The sequence below is a fragment of the Niameybacter massiliensis genome, assembly GCF_001282685.1.
Lineage (GTDB): Bacteria > Bacillota > Clostridia > Lachnospirales > Cellulosilyticaceae > Holtiella > Holtiella tumoricola.
The window spans coordinates 407,793-426,682 of the sequence record NZ_LN875035.1; the positions used below are offsets into that span (position 1 = coordinate 407,793).

General features: G+C 33.9%; 19 protein-coding genes. 5 read left to right on the forward strand and 14 right to left on the reverse strand.

The annotated features are described in order from the left end of the window. Positions 1-9: 9 nt before the first annotated feature. Entirely contained in the window at positions 10-5,799 is a 5,790-nt protein-coding gene (locus BN2390_RS07440) for an Ig-like domain-containing protein (protein WP_053983717.1), read from the reverse strand. A gap of 252 nt (positions 5,800-6,051) precedes the next feature. Further along, positions 6,052-6,372: a hypothetical protein gene (locus BN2390_RS07445; protein WP_053983718.1), complete on the reverse strand. Its 321-nt coding sequence runs from the start codon at positions 6,370-6,372 to the stop codon at positions 6,052-6,054. A 162-nt stretch (positions 6,373-6,534) separates the two neighbouring features. On the opposite strand from BN2390_RS07445, the gene BN2390_RS07450 reads away from it, so the two are divergent. From BN2390_RS07450 to BN2390_RS07470, 5 genes are all read left to right on the forward strand, one after another. After that, complete coding sequence (locus BN2390_RS07450; RefSeq protein WP_053983719.1) at positions 6,535-7,089, forward strand: hypothetical protein; 555 nt, start codon at positions 6,535-6,537, stop codon at positions 7,087-7,089. Between the two features lie 109 nt (positions 7,090-7,198). After that, positions 7,199-7,663 (forward strand): hypothetical protein, encoded by a 465-nt coding sequence (locus tag BN2390_RS07455; protein ID WP_053983720.1) that lies wholly within the window; start codon positions 7,199-7,201, stop codon positions 7,661-7,663. A gap of 284 nt (positions 7,664-7,947) precedes the next feature. Beyond that, positions 7,948-8,424, forward strand: a complete 477-nt coding sequence (locus BN2390_RS07460; protein ID WP_053983721.1) for a hypothetical protein — start codon at positions 7,948-7,950, stop codon at positions 8,422-8,424. A 100-nt stretch (positions 8,425-8,524) separates the two neighbouring features. Then, on the forward strand, positions 8,525-8,998 hold the full coding sequence (locus BN2390_RS07465; RefSeq protein ID WP_053983722.1) for a hypothetical protein: 474 nt from the start codon (positions 8,525-8,527) through the stop codon (positions 8,996-8,998). 307 nt (positions 8,999-9,305) lie between these two features. Beyond that, positions 9,306-10,130, forward strand: a complete 825-nt coding sequence (locus BN2390_RS07470; protein WP_053983723.1) for a dipicolinate synthase subunit DpsA — start codon at positions 9,306-9,308, stop codon at positions 10,128-10,130. A 108-nt stretch (positions 10,131-10,238) separates the two neighbouring features. Here the strand turns inward: BN2390_RS07470 and BN2390_RS07475 are convergent, their stop codons facing one another. The 12 genes from BN2390_RS07475 to BN2390_RS07525 all read right to left on the reverse strand — a co-directional run bounded on the left by BN2390_RS07475 (position 10,239) and on the right by BN2390_RS07525 (position 18,889). Further along, a complete protein-coding gene (locus BN2390_RS07475) occupies positions 10,239-11,318 on the reverse strand; it encodes a ComEC/Rec2 family competence protein (RefSeq protein ID WP_053983724.1) in 1,080 nt (359 codons plus the stop codon). A 491-nt stretch (positions 11,319-11,809) separates the two neighbouring features. Beyond that, complete coding sequence (locus BN2390_RS21640) at positions 11,810-11,980, reverse strand: hypothetical protein (RefSeq protein ID WP_154668794.1); 171 nt, start codon at positions 11,978-11,980, stop codon at positions 11,810-11,812. Between the two features lie 97 nt (positions 11,981-12,077). Further along, positions 12,078-12,896, reverse strand: a complete 819-nt coding sequence (locus BN2390_RS07480) for an HNH endonuclease (protein ID WP_053983725.1) — start codon at positions 12,894-12,896, stop codon at positions 12,078-12,080. A gap of 259 nt (positions 12,897-13,155) precedes the next feature. After that, positions 13,156-14,307 (reverse strand): hypothetical protein, encoded by a 1,152-nt coding sequence (locus BN2390_RS07485; RefSeq protein WP_053983726.1) that lies wholly within the window; start codon positions 14,305-14,307, stop codon positions 13,156-13,158. 124 nt (positions 14,308-14,431) lie between these two features. After that, positions 14,432-15,127 (reverse strand): M15 family metallopeptidase, encoded by a 696-nt coding sequence (locus BN2390_RS07490; RefSeq protein WP_053983727.1) that lies wholly within the window; start codon positions 15,125-15,127, stop codon positions 14,432-14,434. Between the two features lie 2 nt (positions 15,128-15,129). Then, entirely contained in the window at positions 15,130-15,378 is a 249-nt protein-coding gene (locus BN2390_RS07495; RefSeq protein WP_053983728.1) for a hypothetical protein, read from the reverse strand. Between the two features lie 59 nt (positions 15,379-15,437). After that, positions 15,438-15,881, reverse strand: coding sequence for a hypothetical protein (locus BN2390_RS07500; RefSeq protein ID WP_198524876.1), 444 nt, complete (start codon positions 15,879-15,881; stop codon positions 15,438-15,440). 189 nt (positions 15,882-16,070) lie between these two features. Then, complete coding sequence (locus BN2390_RS07505) at positions 16,071-16,289, reverse strand: hypothetical protein (RefSeq protein WP_053983730.1); 219 nt, start codon at positions 16,287-16,289, stop codon at positions 16,071-16,073. 32 nt (positions 16,290-16,321) lie between these two features. After that, a complete protein-coding gene (locus BN2390_RS07510) occupies positions 16,322-16,729 on the reverse strand; it encodes a hypothetical protein (protein ID WP_053983731.1) in 408 nt (135 codons plus the stop codon). Continuing rightward, entirely contained in the window at positions 16,726-17,598 is an 873-nt protein-coding gene (locus tag BN2390_RS07515) for a hypothetical protein (RefSeq protein ID WP_053983732.1), read from the reverse strand. The genes BN2390_RS07510 and BN2390_RS07515 overlap by 4 nt, the downstream gene beginning before the upstream one ends. 10 nt (positions 17,599-17,608) lie before the next feature. Further along, positions 17,609-18,196: a collagen-like domain-containing protein gene (locus BN2390_RS07520; protein ID WP_053983733.1), complete on the reverse strand. Its 588-nt coding sequence runs from the start codon at positions 18,194-18,196 to the stop codon at positions 17,609-17,611. A 12-nt stretch (positions 18,197-18,208) separates the two neighbouring features. Then, positions 18,209-18,889, reverse strand: a complete 681-nt coding sequence (locus tag BN2390_RS07525) for a phage tail protein (RefSeq protein ID WP_053983734.1) — start codon at positions 18,887-18,889, stop codon at positions 18,209-18,211. Between the last annotated feature and the right edge of the window lies 1 nt (position 18,890).

The following is an 18,890-nucleotide window of genomic DNA, read 5'->3' on the forward strand; positions in this document are numbered from 1 at the left end:
TTAAAGTAATTATTTAAGTTGTTCTATCATCTTGTAAAGTATACTACAAGCTTCTGCCCTTGTTACGACTTGAGTAGGATTAAAGCAATCTCCTTCTAAAATACCAAGTCCTTTTAATTTCTGCACAGCTTCTTTTGCATAATCTGCAATAGCTGTTTCATCTTGATAAGCTTCTACTTGTTTTTCATCAAATAGGGTCTGATCAAAACATACTAATGTATTATAGACCATAACAGCCATTTCTTGTTTTGTAATGGTATCACCTAAACCAAATTGTGTTTGTGACTTTCCATTGATAATCCCTTGAGCTTTAGCTGCTACAATGGCTTCATAAGCCCAATGATCTTGACTTACATCTGTAAAGTTGACTGTTTTGCCTGTTACATCAAACTGGAAGATTCTATGAACCATAGTCAAGAACTGCTCTCTTGTTACATGATTTGCTGGTGCAAAGGTTGTTGTGGTTAAACCTGTAACAACACCTCTTGCAACTAATTCACAAATCCCATCTTTTTCTTTCAATGTATCAATATCTGTAAAAGTATGCTCTACTTTTTCTTTAAATACTATAGGTTGAAGATCTTTAAGTACAACTTTCATTGTTTGAGTAGATGAATTATAAAGACTTAAGGCAATAGTCCTATTCTCTTGAACACACACACTATTTGCTAAATCTATATTCACATCATTTGCTTTAATTTCTACAATAATAGGTTTTGCAAAGGAATAAACCATACGGCCATCTTTCTTAAGTTGAAGCTTAAAGCCTTCTTCCATCTCTACTAATTCTAATTGAATTAGACTACCTATATTTTCACCTTTAAGCTGTTCAACAGACTTCTCATTAAGGGTTACAGTATAATGTCGCCCTACACTTTGAACGACTTTACTTGTAGAAGTTTGTGTTTTATTTGGCTTACTACTTGGTCTAGATATAGAAGGTTCTTCTGGTTCTGGTGTTGGATCTGGATCCGGTGTTGGGTCTGGATCCGGTGTTGGGTCTGGATCTGGTGTTGGGTCTGGATCTGGTGTTGGGTCTGGATCTGGCGTTGGGTCTGGATCTGGCGTTGGGTCTGGATCTGGCGTTGGATCTGGATCTGGGTCTGGCTCTGGTGTCTGTGCCTGAACTGTGATAACAGCTTTTGCCTTAAGTGGTGTGATCGCCTCACCTGCTATGGTAAAGTGAACAGTTCCTGCTACCTCAAATGTTCCAGATGTCATCAATTTTTCGTCATCATATGCATCCCAAACAACCTGATTACTTACATTATCTCGTGAACCGTCATTATAAAGTACTTCTACATGTTGAGGAAGCTCTAAAGTTCCACCAACTGGTACTGTAATATTTACTGTCTCAATGGTATTTGCCATCACATTATTATGTGTTCTTACATAGACTGTTGCATCCACAAGTTTATTGCTTCCTAGTACACTACCTTTAATATTAAAGCTACCATCTTTAGATAATTTATCTTCACTTATTTCTGGCCATGTTACTTTTGCTGTATGTTTAAGTCCATTCCCTAAGGTCATCTCAACTGTTTCTGGAAGCTTAGGTTGTTCACCTACTAAAGTTGTCACTTTAAATGAAGGCATTTTTTCAACAGGTGTTGCAAATACTCTCCATTCAGAAATTCCAGTCCAAGCTGTATCTGGTTTATAGATTACAACGCGCATTGCATTGGTTACTACAGGTTCAAAAGTTGTTGTATTGTATTTACCTCTTGAAATACTATACCCTTCTGCATGAGGTACTGGTTTCCACTCACCTGTTTCCATATCTTTGTATTCATAGACATAAGCTTTAGGAAGTAAGATTCCTCCACCATCATAGAACCAAAACATTTCTGTTTTACTTATTACTACCGGCTCTGCCCATGTATATTGTACCCATTGAGATGCACCACTTACAGCCCAGTTACCGTATTGGCCAGCCCCTGTTGAGTTAAGAGGATCTTTACCATCATTAACAGCTGATACGCTTTCCCATGGTGAACAGTAGGACGTAGATGGTGTAGCTTCTAATGCTACATTCACTTCATCAGGTGTTCCTATCGCTTCTACTTCAATACGTTTAACTGTTTCAAGATCTCCATCACTTACTACAACTTCAAGGATATATTTACCTTCTTCAGTAAAGTCTGCAACGGTTTCAAATACATTTTTACTTTCAAATGCTATTTCACCAGGCCCTTCTACTTTGCTCCAATTTGTTGTAAGGATACCTGATGGTAAAGCATCATCTTTTACTTCTGTTATCAGTACAGTTCTCAATGTTTTTCTATTATTAAGATCTTCATATGCAACAACTTCTGGTGCCTTATTAACAGCTGTTGGCGCTTCAACAGGTGTATTAAATACTTGGATTTCCTTTAACCCAACTGCATAACCTGGTTTCACCTTCATCACGACACGTAATTTTTGTGTTGAAATAGTGGGGAACTCTACATGGTTGTAATTGGCTTGTAACTGAGACTTGTATTGGTCAGGTACAACAGACCAATTCGAACCATCCCAGTATTCTAAGTAATACATATAAGGCTCACAGTAATTATTTTCATTTTTATCACTATAGAAATAAAGTTTAACGTCATTCATTGTTTGTGTACTACCAAAATCTAATTCAAACCATTCTTCACTATGGGTTGAGCCTTTAGTTCCCCAGATTGGTACATCTACAACAAACTTACTCTTACTGGAGTTAATACCACTTACACTAAAACCATTAACTGCATAGTCTAGTCTTGTTTTAGGTGCAATATAAGATGCAGATGGTGTTGCCTGAAGTGCTAAATTCTTACAGCTACCTGTATCCTCTGTTACATCAACTGCTGCTTTTTGGAACATCTCTACAACTCTTTCTTCTGTTAATTCTACACTTGCAGCATCTTTCATCGTATTCATTGGCTCATTCACAATGACTTGTGGTTTTGCTTTTCTTTCTGCTTCTACTAACTCTATAAGTTCAAGTGCTTCTTCGGGGATTGTTTCATCTTCTACTTCTTCCCTATCTTCTTCGGGTGTTGTTTCATCTTCTACCTCTTCCCTATCTTCTTCAGGGATTGTTTCGTCTTCTACTTCTTCACTATCTTCTTCGGGTGTTGTTTCATCTTCTACTTCTTCACTATCTTCTTCAGGGATTGTTTCGTCTTCTACTTCTTCCCTATCTTCTTCAGGGATTGTTTCGCCTTCTGCTTCTTCACTACCTTCTTCGGGTGTTGTTTCATCTTCTACTTTATCTGCATCTTCTTCTGATGTTGTTTCATCTAGGCTACTGCGTCCTTTTGCAAATAATACGGATGCCTCTCCTATGGCTGAAGCGCCTTCTTCCTCTAAGTTCTCCTCTTCTAATAATAGTTCTTCATCTAAGTCTGGGAATTCTACTTCCCCTGTTGTAGGATCCCAAATAACATGAACAAGTTGATCTATGCGGAATACTTCATCTCCATTTAAATAAATAGAATAGCCTTCTAATCCATCATCATAATAGTCTAACCCATCATCTACTGCATCCCATACAATGGTTAAGTCTTGGTCATGATATCTTAAATTGTTAACTGTAAAATGATCCCAACCTACGTCAATAGGATGAAGTTCTATTTTTTCATCAAGTCTTGGTGTTAGACCTGCAAAATCTTCGATTATCGCATAAGTATAGTTACCTAAAATATTGTGATGAATCCATGAACGATAATCTATCGTATCACTATTTTCATTGTAATTTGCCCAAAACTCATTATTATCCAGGTAATCCGTATTCCCATCAATACACTGTGCCCATGCTACCCATTCTATTAACATTTCATACATTTCAGGGCTGATGTACTCTGAATCATAGGTTTTAATAGCTCTTGAGAAAAGTCTAAAATCACCTGAAGCATTAATGTTGGCAAAGTTATTACTTCCCGCTTGCCCAGCTTGGGTTGCAGCTTGTTTATCTACTTGATTTGCTGTAAAAAATGGAAATACAGGAAATTCATTTTTATCTGCCCAATATCTAAGTGCCTCTTCATAACCTGCCTCATCTCCAGCTGGTACCAAATCAGGTTCTGCCATTGGGTAGTAGTTGTTGGTATCTTTCCAAGGGATAAACGTATCCGTCTTTACATCTCGTTGCAAGAACATTTGACTTTCTTCATCCCAAAGCTTTGTAAGAATAGATTGACGAATATTTTCAGCTAATGCATACATCTCATCTGCTTTTTCTGTGTTCCCTAGTAATTCGTAAGCTTGTGCTGCAGCTTTGGCATTACCATAAACATATGCACTTTCTGTACGTGTTTGTGTTACATCTCCACGGTCTGCAAAGTAGTGGAATGCCACCGCATCTGCATCATTCCCCGTTAATGAGGCCCAATCATATTCAATTAAGTAATCATCATTCACATCAAAACGGTCTAACTGCCCCTTCGCATCTTTCTCAGCGTATCTTGCTAAGTTATTTAGGATCTTGGTTTGCCCACCATGTACTTTATAAGTATCCATAGCGGCTTCACCAATATACTGACAATAGCTATTGTTCCAGTTATCAGGATTTCCTGGATTATCTACAAATAAAGAATCACGAGAAACTTCTCCAGCTGATATCCAATCCCCATAAGCATAGTAAGGTGTCCTTAAGTATTTTAGATCTTGCATATGTAAAGGTTGTGTCAGTACAATGGCATTGTTATATCCAAGTACACCTTCAATTGATACAGGGAATTGATAATCATTGCCCGGAATATTTGCATCTAACATATTAAAGCGATTAAGCCACCATCTATAATAAATAACCTTTTTAACATTTTCATTTGGGATATCAATGTATGGAATATTATCCGCCCACCATTTATTATAAGCTTTCATATGTTCATATTTTGCTTCACTAGAAGTGTAGCCTTTATACGTCTCATATTCTTCAGTTGATTCAGGATTTTCTTTACTTGTAAAACCCATCACAACTTTGATTGTTTGAGATTGGCCTGGTGCGAGTTGAAGGGTTTGTTTAAGCACACCTTCTTTTGCATCCATATTTTCTCCACTTAATTGAGTATATAAGGTTGTAAGTTCATTTTTTACTTTTACAATGCCTGTTAGTTCATCCCCTTCTGTTGCTTTGACATAAGGAGATTCAACGGTTACTTCAACTTCTTGATCCTCTTTGCCTGTATTGGTTAAAGTTAATAAGGTAACCGCCACATTCTCGTTTGTAATAAACTTTGTTTCCTCAACACCTATTGAACCTGATGTGAAAACACCTGACCAATAACTTGGGCATTGATAACGTTTGGAGACCTGCTCTTTTACTGCTCCTGTTGATAAGCTAATGGTATAAGCATCTTGGCCACCTTCTAACTCATGCCAATAGGCTGTTCCACCTGAAAAACCTAATACGCCTGGATTATGTCCATACATATAAAGTGAACGTCCACGAGTCATGATATCATTTCCCTCTGGATCTTGGCCTTTTCTTTCAAGTACACGGTCCATCCAATAAGATGTACCACCATCTGCTAAGTCTTTCTCATACATACTCTCCATCATACTTCGGCTTGCATCATAAGATACAGGTTCCTCTACTAAGCCAGAACCGGTAAAGACAGGTTTTTTAATTATATAACTGCCCGATGTAGTATACTGGGTACCAAACTCATTAATTGTAAGACTGGCGGGTGTAGTTACATTTGTTCCTACTAAATCATTAAAACTTCCTGCATTCATTTCACTGGCAAATATAGTAGTCTGTGTGCTTGTTACTGTCATTACGCCCACCATTAGTATGGCTAATCTTTTTACAACGCCTTTAAATTTTTTCATAACGTCCCCCTATTCTTAAAAATTTAAACCGTTCCTTATAGTGTCTATCTTTTTATAAGTCATTGATCTGTAATAAAATTATATCAATGGAGATATAGGGACTTAAATTCTAAATTCTTAATATAGGTGTATATTCTTAAGGTAAATTTTGTCATTTACTTTTATTTTTTATTGCTCAATAAAAATAAGCCCCCTTACATAAAGTTGTACCTATCAACTTCATGTAAGGGGACTTATGGGCACTAGATTCTACTATTTAAAATAAATACTTGTCATATCTACTTTTTCTGCAACGCCTTCTTCTACTAAAATAGCTGCAATATAACTTACGATACCCGCTTTTCCTATATGAGATACAATCCATTCTCTCATACTATCCGTTTCTACTTTACCATGCCCTGCACCAATTCGAACGGTTCTTCCCTTAAAATAAGCTATAAGGTCAGCGTACTGAGTGCCTGATATGTAGAGAGAATCTTCACGATTTTCTCCATAAAAAATGGTCATACCACTTTCAAGTGTTCCTTCATATGCAAAACTTTTTTTCTTTTTTAATGTATATAATTCTTTCATATCTGTATCCTCTGTATTATATGTCTTTAACTTTAAATTCTATGAGCAAATAAAACTTCTACATTTATTATAGTACACTTATTATTATTTGTATATTTTACATTTACTTTGGTCATCAATAAACCGATATTAATAGTAATCCTATTTATTCAGAGGTGAACAATGAAAATTGACAAATATATGCCTATTACAAATGACCGTACCCTATCTACTTCATCATCTAACAAAAAATCTGTGATCCATGAACAAAAATCTTTTCAGCACTCTATTAATAAGGTTTATGCTCACCATACCACCTATACAAAGCAAGGATTGGTTGAGACAACTACAAACAAAAAAGTATTAGCCATTACTGCTGATTATTTAGAACAGCTTCTAGCCAATGATACTTTAAATATTCAAACTGACGGGGATAAATATTGGGTCATTATTGATGATTTATTATATGAGTTTAGCATTATCCCAAAGGATTCCCATAAAGAGGACTCAAAATCCAATACTCAAGTTCTTTTAAATACTGTTCAGGAGTGTTTAGAACGCAACCAAGAACAATTAGATAGAAAATTTAAGGATTGGACTCTAAAAAAAGATATTCTTTATCCTAATCAAGGTAAAAATGCACTCATTACTCTAGATGATCTTATTGAGAAAAAGCTTGAATACCTTTCTTATTCTAAAGCTCTTAAAATTTATGAAGATGATCATGAGAATCTTTAAAATTAAATCCTTATCTATTTGAGTAAAACTTAAATCAATTTAATTCTTACATATTTTTTTAGTTATTGCTAATCCTTATATTAAAAGATTTTTTTATATGGGGTGTATTATGAAAAAAAATTCCTTAGCTAAGTTTATGGTAATCATAACTATTCTTTTAATTCCCTTATTTTTAATGGCTTCTACACTAGATACCACTAATGATTTTAATAATTTCTATGAAGAAATTACTAGTCTCCAAAATCAACTTAATGGCGTCTCTCAATCTTTATACATTTCTAATCAAAAAGGAGAATCATTAACGTCATTACAAAATAGTTTGTCCATTTATAATTCAAAAATAAAAAATCTTAACACAAGGTTATTTGATTATGCAACAAATAGCAACCTTTCCTCTATTGATAAAATTCGTACAGAAGCTCTTATTGTAGCTACTAGACTACTTAATGACTTATACCTTATTCTAAGTGAACTTTTGATAACCGAAGATTATGAAATAGAATATAAGTTGCTTAAAGCCTTCTTTTCCGCTAATTCTCTTTTAACTCAAGGTCTTTCTTCTTTTCCTATTTAACCAGCTTAATAAGAAGCAAGCATACACCCCTGCTAGTCTGACACATATAAAAAAGATGTATCAGACTAGCAGGGGTGTATATAAGTACTTTTTAGTATGAGCACTTATAAGTTATTCTCTACTACATATCTCTTTACTTATTTTCTTACATAAACTACTTCTGTTTTAGTTACACTAGCTATATACTATTAATTTTTCTTCAAACAATATTTATATAAAAATCTTTTTCAAGTAAATACACTAAAGTAATATCAACACCTATAATTAAAAGGAGTTTTGTTAAAATGAAATTTAAACGTCTATTTTTATCTTTATTTCTATGCTTGATTATCTTCTCTGTATCTATCCATGCCTCAACCACATCTAATGATGCACATAAACAAGTACTAGAAACCTATATTAGCAAATTAACTCAAATACAAAAAGAACTTTCTTCATTATCTGACGCCCTTAACGCTAAAAATTCTAAAGCTAAGTGTAACATCGGATTTAATTTTATAAATAAGCAGCTAGATGATCTACTTCAGTCTATGAACACTTACTCAGATTCATTAGCTAGCAATTCACCTGACCAAAAAGAAATATTGCTACTAATCAATGCAACCAATTTCCTTAAATGTGCCTTATTAGAATTAGATGCCATTAGCTGTAATTCCTCTTCTCTTGATACGTTGCTAATTTTAAAAAACTACTTTAAATTTGTAGATTTATCTGAACAACTTATTAACACAGTTAATGAGTCATTATCCTCTACTTCCTAAGAACCTATCATGTTATAGGTTCTTTTTTCTTTTTAAAGTATAGATCCTCTAACTTCAACTCATAATACTTATAGTTATATTAATTTGTGAGGTATATTTTATGCAAAAAAACTCTTTTAAACGTTATATTATTTGTACTCTCTTAATTAGTTCCATGTACTTTTCAATTCCTGTACTTAGTAACACTACCTCTTCTGTAAATGATACTATAGACACTTCCTACTCTTCTTTGACTAATATACAAAAACAATTACGTGTAATCGTTAAGAATTCTTATGTAAACAAATTAAATGATGTATCTAATTCAAATAACAAGAAGCAACTTGATATATACTCCTCTCAACTTACTAAAATTAAATCTGATTTATTTACTATTTCTATCACAAATAATCCAGAAGCGAATAAAGCAAAATTACAATCTTTACTAACTATCTCTTCATATCTTTCATATATAGTTGAAAAAACAAATGACTACTTATCAACTGCAGATCCATCTGACCAATATGAAACGCTAGATGCTATCTCTATTGCTAATTCTTTAGTACGTCAAATTTCTTCTTATATTACGCCCTAATAAACTGTGTAATGTATGCCTTATTATTAAAAGTCATATTCAAGAAGATAAAATGACGCCTAAACATATCTCTAGTATAAATAAGGTTAAAACAATAAAAAGCAAGTTCTATTGATAGTTATAGAACTTGCTTTTCTTATTGGCATTAATACTCTAACGCCTAAAATGTTAAGCGTATTATTCATTACTCTAAAAGATTTGTTTCTCCATTACAAGAAATCATTTTTTATTTCTATACAGGCACAATGCCAAGCTTAAATTCATAGGTTATATTACTGACATTAATAAATAGGCAGGAGGAGATACTTTGAGCATAATTTCTATAGCCATCGTTGGTGGAGATTTACGTTTTGTTAGACTTGCTAAAATACTCTGTGATAAAGGATTTGATACTTGGGTTTATGGTATCACACATCCAGATTTGCCAAAGAATGTACATCTTGCAACTTCTCTCGAAGACATCAGCAAGTGTCAGTATATTGTTGGTCCAATTCCTTTTACAAGGGATGGGAAAAATCTTTTTACACCACTAAGTAACACAAGTATTTCTGTTGAAATGTTTATGGAAAACGTAAAAGATAGCTTTTTATGTTTATCCGTTTTGAAAAAAGATATTATTAAGCTTTTAGAAGAGCGCAACCTTAGATATAAAGACCTTCTTTCAATGGATGAAGTGGCTGTTCTTAATGCCATTCCAACAGCTGAAGGAGCTATACAATACGCTATGGAAAATAGTGAAATCACTTTAAATGATAGCAAATGCCTAGTTTTAGGATTTGGAAGATGCGGTAAGATTCTTGCACAAAAACTACATGGTATTGGTGCACGTGTTTATGTTGAAGCCCGCAAGACCCTTGACCTAGCTTTTATTGCTTCTTATGACTACGTTCCTGTTCCACTTGATGAACTAAAAAAACATTTATGGAAATTTGATTTCATCTTTAATACCATTCCAGTACCTTTCTTAGATCCTTCTTATATTGATCTATTTAAAAAAGAAGCTGTTTACATTGAACTTGCTTCTACTCCTGGTGGTATTGATATCCCATATTGTGAACAAACTGGCGTACACTACGTACCTGCTCCAAGCTTACCTGGAATTATAAAGGTACATAATTTCTACAGTCACTGAACATAAGCGTTGATTCACTCTATTGAATCTATCAGTACCTTGATTACTAGCTACCAGATATCGTAGAAACAAAAAAAGACCCTAAAAATTTTTTAAGGTCTTTTTTATTTAAGGCAGGCATACTTGGCAGGCTGTTAAGCCTTTTGCTTTGGCCTCTTTTACCGTACTTTCAATCTTACTTTTTAATGTTTTACATGTGCCTTTATGATACTTTTTACCTGTTTTTGTAATATATACTACTGTACTATCAGCAGATGTTATTGGCTTTGTTACCACTGGTGTATTACTTATTGTAGTATTGGTAATAGTATCTATTTTAGTTACTGTAGATACTTGTGTAGCTTTCCCATCTACTTTTTGTGTTGATGTCGTAAGTGTTTTACCATCTGTAGTGATAACTATATTTCCATTCAAATCTGTTCTATATGTTTTAATAGATTTAAGCCTTTCTGATACATCTTTATGTGGATGGCCGTATTTATTATCTTTTCCACAAGTAATTATAGCAACCTCTGGCTTAATCTTATCTAAAAATTCTTGGCTAGTAGAAGTATTACTACCATGATGACCTACTTTTAACACATCAATATCTAGCATTTTTTCTAAGATAGATTTCTCCACATCTTTACCTGCATCACCTGTAAATAAAAACTCATGTTCACCATTTTTATAAAACATCACTAGGCTTCTATCATTTACATCTTTTGCTTGGCTTTTTGTATTATAAAATTGGAATGTACCGTTTCCTAATGTAAATACTTTATCTTCTAATGGTACACTTGGCTGTAGTTTTTTATCTATAGCTGCCTGAACAAAGTCTTTATAAGTCTTAGTATCTGCACTACCATTTCCAATTAATACTGTACCAATATCAAAGTTTTTAATTACGGCATCTAATGCACCACAGTGATCTGCATCTGGATGTGTAAGTACTATGTAGTCAAGTTTTTTAATTGCTTGAGCTTTTAAATACTCAACCAAAGACTTCTCATCATCGTTCTCGGCACCATCAATAAGCATATTTTTACCATTATCTTTGATAAGAATAGCATCGCTATTACCAGTGTCAATGAAATGTACTTCGACTGGTTTAATAGTAGTAGCTGGCTGCACACTTGCTCCAAATAACGTAGTAGTAACTAGTAATAAAGTCATAATAAATACTAAAACTCTGTTATTGTTTTTCATATCATCGCCCCTTCCTAGTTACTATAATATAGCAATTTCATTTGATGAACAACTATATATTTAGGGCTATGGCTAATATAACAGTTATTACAAGTACCGTTCCAAAGTAACTTGTTACTAAAACTCTTCTCAAATTAAATCTATCCATAAAAATAGACCACACTCCTTAGTTTTCTAGAGTATGGCCTATTTTTTATATATTTATACGGAAGATATTATCATTTATTATCATAACACTTTATTTAAGTTTTTCTTAAACTGCACCCCTCCATATAATGACCGGAGGGGGCATTATGATAGTAAATCATAATACCTTGCCTAAAACTATCTTGTTAATACATAAATCATGACTAGGAGTGCTAATAAGTCTCTCATGTCGCCACCTCACTCTCACAGTAAAGTTGCTATATAGCACGTAGTAAGTATATCTATTGGTAAAACGTATGTCAACAGGTAAATTAATCCAATAAAAACAGGGTAAAGCCTAGGCTCTACCCTTTATAATCTGTTGGTACCTCTTTGTACCCTTTTTCTAATATTTGTTTAAGGTTATGATCTAATAACTCTCTACTGTATCCACCATTGCAGCTCACATATCTACCAATCTCTAAAATTATGTTTTCTTTTATTTGATCTATATCTACTTCATATATCTTTTTCATATTCATCCCCCTTTTTATTCATTATGCCACTTATCAGAGATAAAATAAATCAAAAGAGTAGGCATCATGCCTACCCTAAAATGATATTTTTATTCTATTAAAATGTATCTGAAACTTCTATAGTCCCTTTTTCTTCATCATAAACCACAAGTATATTTTTAGAATATTCGTCATATCTTAGGTCAAAATATGTCAAATTTATAAATCCTGTCTCCTTCTTACATTCTATATATATTCCCTCACCAGGTTCTAAATGCATTTTCCCATTAACTACTTCGACCCACCCATCTTGTGTGTCATAGCTTTCTTCTAATAGGTCATCATCACTTTCCCATCTTATATTTAGTGCAGGTTCATTTCCTATATTTTTTATATAAATACTATACCCATCATAGTATTGCTCATTTAACATATGTACTATTTGTGGGTTTTTATTGCTATCTACAATTTTTTCTGACTCATGCTCGTGGCCTATTGACCTGTTGTTCTGAAAACTGCCTTCTATTTTCTTCACAATTATAAATGGACCAACTGCTCTACTTTTATCATATTTTATTTGATATTTTAATGTATCTTTTTTATCATTCAAAGTATCTCTAACCCAATCTTCATGTTTTCTTTTCATTTCTTCAAGCTTTTGAATAGTATATGTATTGGGTTGATCATCTATTAATTTATGATGTATGCTGCACATTAATATTAAATTATTATATGTATTTCTTTGTTCTACTGATAAATCTGATTCTCCTCTAGGTCCATTAGTTTCTCTTGCTACAATATGACACTCTTCGCCAATAATAGATTCATTATCTATTTTTGTCGCATCCATTACCAGTTCATGTCGACATTCTGTGAAATTACATCTGTTCGCAGATTTACCCCATAGCATTTTTCTTGTTTTTATTGTTATAGACATCAGTTATCCCTCCATAATATAATAGAAAAATTATATCACAGTATATATTATTTTATTATATTTATTTTCTTTTATCATTACTTCTTGATAAAATCATCATTTGAACAAAAAAATAGAAGTAGAGCCAACGCTCTACCAATCAACTATTTGTTAATCCTGGTATATCATACAGAAGGGGCTATCTAGCCTGTTAGTATAATCGTTTTATTGCTAAGGAGTTGCATTACACCCATACACCATAACAAATTGGTTTTAGCAACTACTTATCTCCACGCAGAGTAACAATTGTTGCGTCACTCAAATACATATAGTATGTAAAGTTAGTATCTTCACATATTGCCATTGCCATTTCATATTGATAATCATGTCGCACAGTAGCATATTTTCGATATTGAAGCTCGTGCTCATCCTCTAGTTTAAACACTTCCGAATCCATAGGTTTCATTATTCCAATGATGCTCTGCGTTACTTTGTCTTTAAGCATGATTATAGGGTAGCCTGAGTTATAACATTTAATGCGTTTGTCATCGGGGTTATCCATTCTATCATAGCAAAGCATCACATGGTATTCATCTTGGATACTTGTAGGGTCAACCTCTATGAAGTAGTAGTGGTTCTTAGGAGAACGGAATGCCCGAGCATCCTCCTTCGTTTCAAATACCATGTATGTGTTAGGATTGTAAATCCTATGAGTCACATACTTGCAGTCATTTGATAAGTAATATTCTTCAATAAACTCACGTGAATCTGAAAGCAATTGTTTACAAAAATCTAAACTTCTTTTTAAAACTTTCAAAGCATCTTCCTTTATATGCGTACGGCTATCCTTGGTAAATGACGGTATAGAAACACTTCCCGTAGCTGAAAGAATGTCGAAGCGATTATCCACATAAATCTGATACCTATGTTTAAGTATGTTATTAAAATCTGCAATATAACCATATTGCGAATCAGATGGTAAACCTTTAAGTGTCTCTAAAAAGGTTCCTGTATATTCGGGACACGTGCCTATCTTTTGTACTAGCTTGGATAATGTGACACCCTTAATCAACAGGGCATTTTCACCTAGTAAAGCCGAATTTAACCACTGTGCATAGGTATCAAAAAAGTTATGCAATAACCCCAGTATCTCCATTGTTAGTTTGTCCATAAGGGAGGTAACGCGCATCTCTACACCTAAATAGTCAACAGTATTTGTATGTGCTGAATATTTCCCCACCCCAGTTTGTATAGCATCGGAGTATACCTTTGCAACCCTTTCAGCTTCATCTGTCTGGTAGTTCTCAACTATGTTTTGAAGTGCCTGTAAACTTGTCTCGGCAAAGTATAACTTGTAGTCACATGAGGTATAGAACTGGTATGAATCGGCTACCTTCTTATCTTTTAATAGTTTTAAAAGCGTATCTGACATATATTTTCCCCTCAAATTCTAATTTATCGATCTTACAAATATCTATTTTTCTTATTTTAACTTTATCATATTTTTATAATTAAATCAGTATTTGAACAAAAAAATAAAAGGTAGAGCCTAAGCCCTACCTACACCTACTCCCATATTTAATTAAGAGACTTCTTACATGACTTACATTGTATTTACCTGTGGTCCACAATGTTGCATCTGAAATAACGACCTCCTTGACAAGCTTATCTATTCCACCTAGCTTATTTAACAGTGCTGGTACATTTTTAAGATTGATTCTATCTAGCCTATTCCAACTTGCATCATTAATCTGTATTCCACTATCAATGATCTTCGTCACTGCTTTTTTCAGTTCTCCATCTTCTTTCATAACTGGCTCTTTCCAACCTTTAGGCACTTGAACATGTGGTGAGTCTCCAAAAGCTCCTCCCCATTCTAATCCTAAGTCAGATACAATCTTTCCACACTTATTAAAGAAAGCTTTATCACTATACTCTTGGCCTTTTACATTCTTACAGAAGTCAAAAGCCATACCATCTAAGTGATTACTATCCAAAGTCCATGTAACTTGCTTCTCTGATGGATTAGCATATTTCTCAGCAAATGTTGCAGGTACCCCCATAGCTTTTGCCTGTGCTACTGTTCTACCTTGGCATGCTAAATAATATTGTCTTTCTTTAGTTCTTAATGTCTCTACTATGAGCACATTTAACTTTTGCCTCTCGCATTCTTCCATAAAAAGAGCACAAGCCTTTTGAGCCTGTGCTGATAATTTCTTTACATCCCTACATTGTTTTATTAAATCACTCATTATTACGCACCTACCTTATCTTGAATTTTATCTACTTTGCTTTCGATAGATTCTAACTTTACTGTGTATGTACCAATAATCTCTGCAAACTTCTCATTTGCTGCATTTGCCTTACCTAACTCTGTATAGAGTCTCTCTTTATCATTCAACTGGGCTTGATACATTTTCCATATAAATAAGCCACACGCTCCTACCATCGTAATAGGAAACCCCAAACTGCTTACTAATGTCTGAATTACATCTACATCCATATTTTTTCCTCCTACAGCAAAAAAAAGATGATAACTATTAAGTTAATCATCTTTTTTACTTATTTTTGTCTCACTTCTAGAAAGCTTAAAAACTCCCTCTCTTTTATACTCTCTATCTCAATTCTATATATAGTATCTCTTAGTATTTTGTTAATATAAATTATCATTTCACCTTCCTCTATACTCTTTCCGCACACCTGCACTTCTTCAGCATATATAGATAAATAAATAGGTGTACGATGATTCTCCACTCTAATAATAATGTTCTCTCCATTACTCTGATATATTTTAATGCGTTCATTAGAATTGCAAGAAACATATATTTTCCTTAGAATATGCAATGAATTTTTAATATTTAATTGTTTAATCTCCAATTTATTAACTTGTTTAATCTCTATACTTCCTTCTTTAATAAAATCTCCTAAGTTATTTATATAGTCAGAATCTCTAATTTTAAACTTCTTATAAAAATAACTCAAATATGCTATTACTTTTGTTACCATTACCTTAGTGCTCATTAAATTTTTTTCCTTTTATCTCCTAAAATATTTTTCTAAAAATAATAGCATATTTTCTGTAGATTTATGTAGTTTTGTAGCTAATAATAACGTTTTTTGTAATGAATAACAATTATTATAAACTACTGTCTATTCATTTTCCATTCTTATTCTCCATCCACTCAGCTCATTCTTTTATTCTATTAACCCAAGTTTCTTTTTGACTTCTTCTTGATACTTCTCTGGAATAACTTTTTTCCCTATTCCTTCTAACTGCCATTCATAATCAGCAATAAGGACTACACAGATTTCTGTTTGTTGTGCAGCTGGACACTTTTCTACTTTCTTTCTTCCTGCATCTACTAATCTTGCATTTGCTCTTACTTGTACTGGATATTGTACTGTATCAATCATTGTGATACCTCCTTTAAATTATTTTATTTATCTCAGGCCTTTTGGCTTAATAATTGATTAAGTTTCTCATCTATAGAAGTTAATAGTTCCATAAGTAATAACGAATCGTTACCTGCAGTTGTTACCTTCCCATTTGTATCTAAACCCAGCTCCACGCTCATTAGGCTATCCTCTCCACTTTGTAGGCATAACCCATGAGTTCTTTCAATAATCTCTTTCTCCGTTAATGGCCTCTTACAGAGTTTCTCTAAGGTCACACCTTGTGATTCTTCGTGATATACCAATCTATACATATAGTCGTCTTGTGGGACTATAGGAATAACTATATCATCAGGAACTCTAATACATCTTGGATCATCCATATACGCTTCAAGACTTTTTACCGAATTATCACTGTGTGACCATAATACTGTGTTCTCATCACTTACATAAATAATCATAGTACAACCTCCGTTCCTAAAATTTTAAGTGTAGCTGTTCCTACATACCATCCTGAGAAATATAAACATTGTCCCTCATGTACATACATATCAAATATACAGTTTTTATTATTATTCACCGCTTTGTGACCAATCTCCATAACGGTTTTCATAGTCATGTACGTTGGTGAACCTATGTTATGTATATTAGTATTTAAAAGAAGCCCTTCCCAACTTGTATAAGAGCTATTTATTCCATGACTAGATGATAGTGTAGCCTGTACATCTGGATTGGTGTAAACAGTAATTCTTGAATTATCTGTACCATTTGTAGTTAGGAAACAAACTCTAATTACACCTGACCTTTTAGCAATAAATCTTCCCATGTAGCTCTGAGCACCATTGCTAAAAGCATAAGCTGTACATAAGGTAGCTAACACATTGCTTGCATGTGGTTGATACACTTTTAGTCCACTTGTCTCTGCTGTAATATGATTTTTAATAACATCTCTAGCTGAATTTACTGCAGTAGTAATATTTGTCTGAGTTGTACTCATACTTTGATTAAGATTATCTAATTTAGCACCTCTAGCATCTGTCCAAACACTTTTTTGTGGCAGTCCATTAATGACATTTAAAATAGCTGTTTTAGCAGAATTAATCCATTCATTAATCAAAGTATTAAGCGGTTTAGAAGTATCTGCATTAACTCTTTCGTTGACAACCCGTCTAACATCACCCGAAACATCTATACCCGTTATTTTCTGATCTATACTTTTAATTTTTTCTTCTGCACTCGTTCCATCATCCATAAATACAACGTCTGCAGATGTATGAGGATGAAGCACATCTCCATTATCAGCCTGAAGTTCTCCTTTTAATTTAGCCATGTCATGCCTCCTATTCTATTACTTTAAAAAATAGTTTTCTTGGTACTGCATTGGATGTAGTTGTCCCAACTTTAATGCCATCACCTGGATCACCTTTAGGCCCCTGTGGTCCTGTTGCCCCCTTTGCACCTGCTGGCCCTTGCGGCCCCGTTGCTCCTGTTTCTCCCCTTGGACCTTGTGGCCCTGTGGCACCTGTCGCTCCTACTGGTCCCTGTGCTCCAGTTGTTCCTCTAAAGTTTCCTCTTTTAGTCCAAGTTGTAGATGCTGTTTTTTCAAATACATCTCCATTAGATGTGTTTAGTGCCCAATCTCCTACTACACCTAATGATGTATCTGGTGTCCCAGTAACATTATGCATTCTAGATCCTGCAACTCCAGCTGGACCCTGTGGGCCTGTGGCTCCTATAGGACCTTGTGGACCAACTGCTCCCGTTGCACCTTTGGGCCCTGTTAATTTACCTCTATCTAGCTTTTGTTGAAAGGTTTCTCCATCTGAAAATGTAACAGCATCTGCAGATGTTAATACATCCACTTCTTCGATAACTGCACTTGTATTTTCATCTAATAATTGTACTCTTACCTTTTTTAATGCTGACATATTGTTCACTCCTTATTCTTTTATTTCAATCCCCATATTAGGGCTTACTTTTATAATGCCATTGCTACTTCCACCACTTTGTCTACTTGTAACTTTAAAATACATCTTCCCCTTTACTCTATCTTGAATAGGAATATCTGAACCTTCTGGTATAACATATGGACTAGATAAATTCTTGATTTGATTGATTAACTCAGGGTGTGCGACTGGATTAATATTATGATTCTCAATGTCTTCTATAGTTGCATATACTAAACTTTGATTAATTGTGGCACTCACATTTATGGCATTTCCTATAATCGTTTCAATAGCCACAAACTTTTCTAATATTTGACTACCACCACTAGAGGGAATATATTCAGCTAATGCTCCTGCATTACCATAGCAATAGAGTATTTCTCCTAAGTCTGGATCTGTTGCATAAAGCCCTAACTCTCTCCAATAAAACCCCGTGTCAATGTCCTGATTCGTAAAGGTACCACCTATACTTGCAATACCTCCAGTGAGTACTTTTATGTTTGATATAGGAATATCTAGTTTTTTACTTTTTAAATCTGTCAATTCTAAAATAGATTGACTCCCTAGTTCACCATCACCTATGGCAAGCTTAGTAAAGTTAAGTTTCGTACCAACTTGTGCCTTTGATTGCAGCACCTTTCCTCTTGTTGTAAAATCTACACTTCCAAAAGCCATT

What these genes read in the sequence shown, in the direction of transcription:
- BN2390_RS07440 (WP_053983717.1), bottom strand. Translation starts at nt 5,799, where the DNA reads ATGAAAAAATTTAAAGGCGTTGTAAAAAGATTAGCCATACTAATGGTG.
- BN2390_RS07445 (WP_053983718.1), bottom strand. Translation starts at nt 6,372, where the DNA reads ATGAAAGAATTATATACATTAAAAAAGAAAAAAAGTTTTGCATATGAA.
- BN2390_RS07450 (WP_053983719.1), top strand. Translation starts at nt 6,535, where the DNA reads ATGAAAATTGACAAATATATGCCTATTACAAATGACCGTACCCTATCT.
- BN2390_RS07455 (WP_053983720.1), top strand. Translation starts at nt 7,199, where the DNA reads ATGAAAAAAAATTCCTTAGCTAAGTTTATGGTAATCATAACTATTCTT.
- BN2390_RS07460 (WP_053983721.1), top strand. Translation starts at nt 7,948, where the DNA reads ATGAAATTTAAACGTCTATTTTTATCTTTATTTCTATGCTTGATTATC.
- BN2390_RS07465 (WP_053983722.1), top strand. Translation starts at nt 8,525, where the DNA reads ATGCAAAAAAACTCTTTTAAACGTTATATTATTTGTACTCTCTTAATT.
- BN2390_RS07475 (WP_053983724.1), bottom strand. Translation starts at nt 11,318, where the DNA reads ATGAAAAACAATAACAGAGTTTTAGTATTTATTATGACTTTATTACTA.
- BN2390_RS21640 (WP_154668794.1), bottom strand. Translation starts at nt 11,980, where the DNA reads ATGAAAAAGATATATGAAGTAGATATAGATCAAATAAAAGAAAACATA.
- BN2390_RS07480 (WP_053983725.1), bottom strand. Translation starts at nt 12,896, where the DNA reads ATGTCTATAACAATAAAAACAAGAAAAATGCTATGGGGTAAATCTGCG.
- BN2390_RS07485 (WP_053983726.1), bottom strand. Translation starts at nt 14,307, where the DNA reads ATGTCAGATACGCTTTTAAAACTATTAAAAGATAAGAAGGTAGCCGAT.
- BN2390_RS07490 (WP_053983727.1), bottom strand. Translation starts at nt 15,127, where the DNA reads ATGAGTGATTTAATAAAACAATGTAGGGATGTAAAGAAATTATCAGCA.
- BN2390_RS07495 (WP_053983728.1), bottom strand. Translation starts at nt 15,378, where the DNA reads ATGGATGTAGATGTAATTCAGACATTAGTAAGCAGTTTGGGGTTTCCT.
- BN2390_RS07500 (WP_198524876.1), bottom strand. Translation starts at nt 15,881, where the DNA reads ATGGTAACAAAAGTAATAGCATATTTGAGTTATTTTTATAAGAAGTTT.
- BN2390_RS07505 (WP_053983730.1), bottom strand. Translation starts at nt 16,289, where the DNA reads ATGATTGATACAGTACAATATCCAGTACAAGTAAGAGCAAATGCAAGA.
- BN2390_RS07510 (WP_053983731.1), bottom strand. Translation starts at nt 16,729, where the DNA reads ATGATTATTTATGTAAGTGATGAGAACACAGTATTATGGTCACACAGT.
- BN2390_RS07515 (WP_053983732.1), bottom strand. Translation starts at nt 17,598, where the DNA reads ATGGCTAAATTAAAAGGAGAACTTCAGGCTGATAATGGAGATGTGCTT.
- BN2390_RS07520 (WP_053983733.1), bottom strand. Translation starts at nt 18,196, where the DNA reads ATGTCAGCATTAAAAAAGGTAAGAGTACAATTATTAGATGAAAATACA.
- BN2390_RS07525 (WP_053983734.1), bottom strand. Translation starts at nt 18,889, where the DNA reads ATGGCTTTTGGAAGTGTAGATTTTACAACAAGAGGAAAGGTGCTGCAA.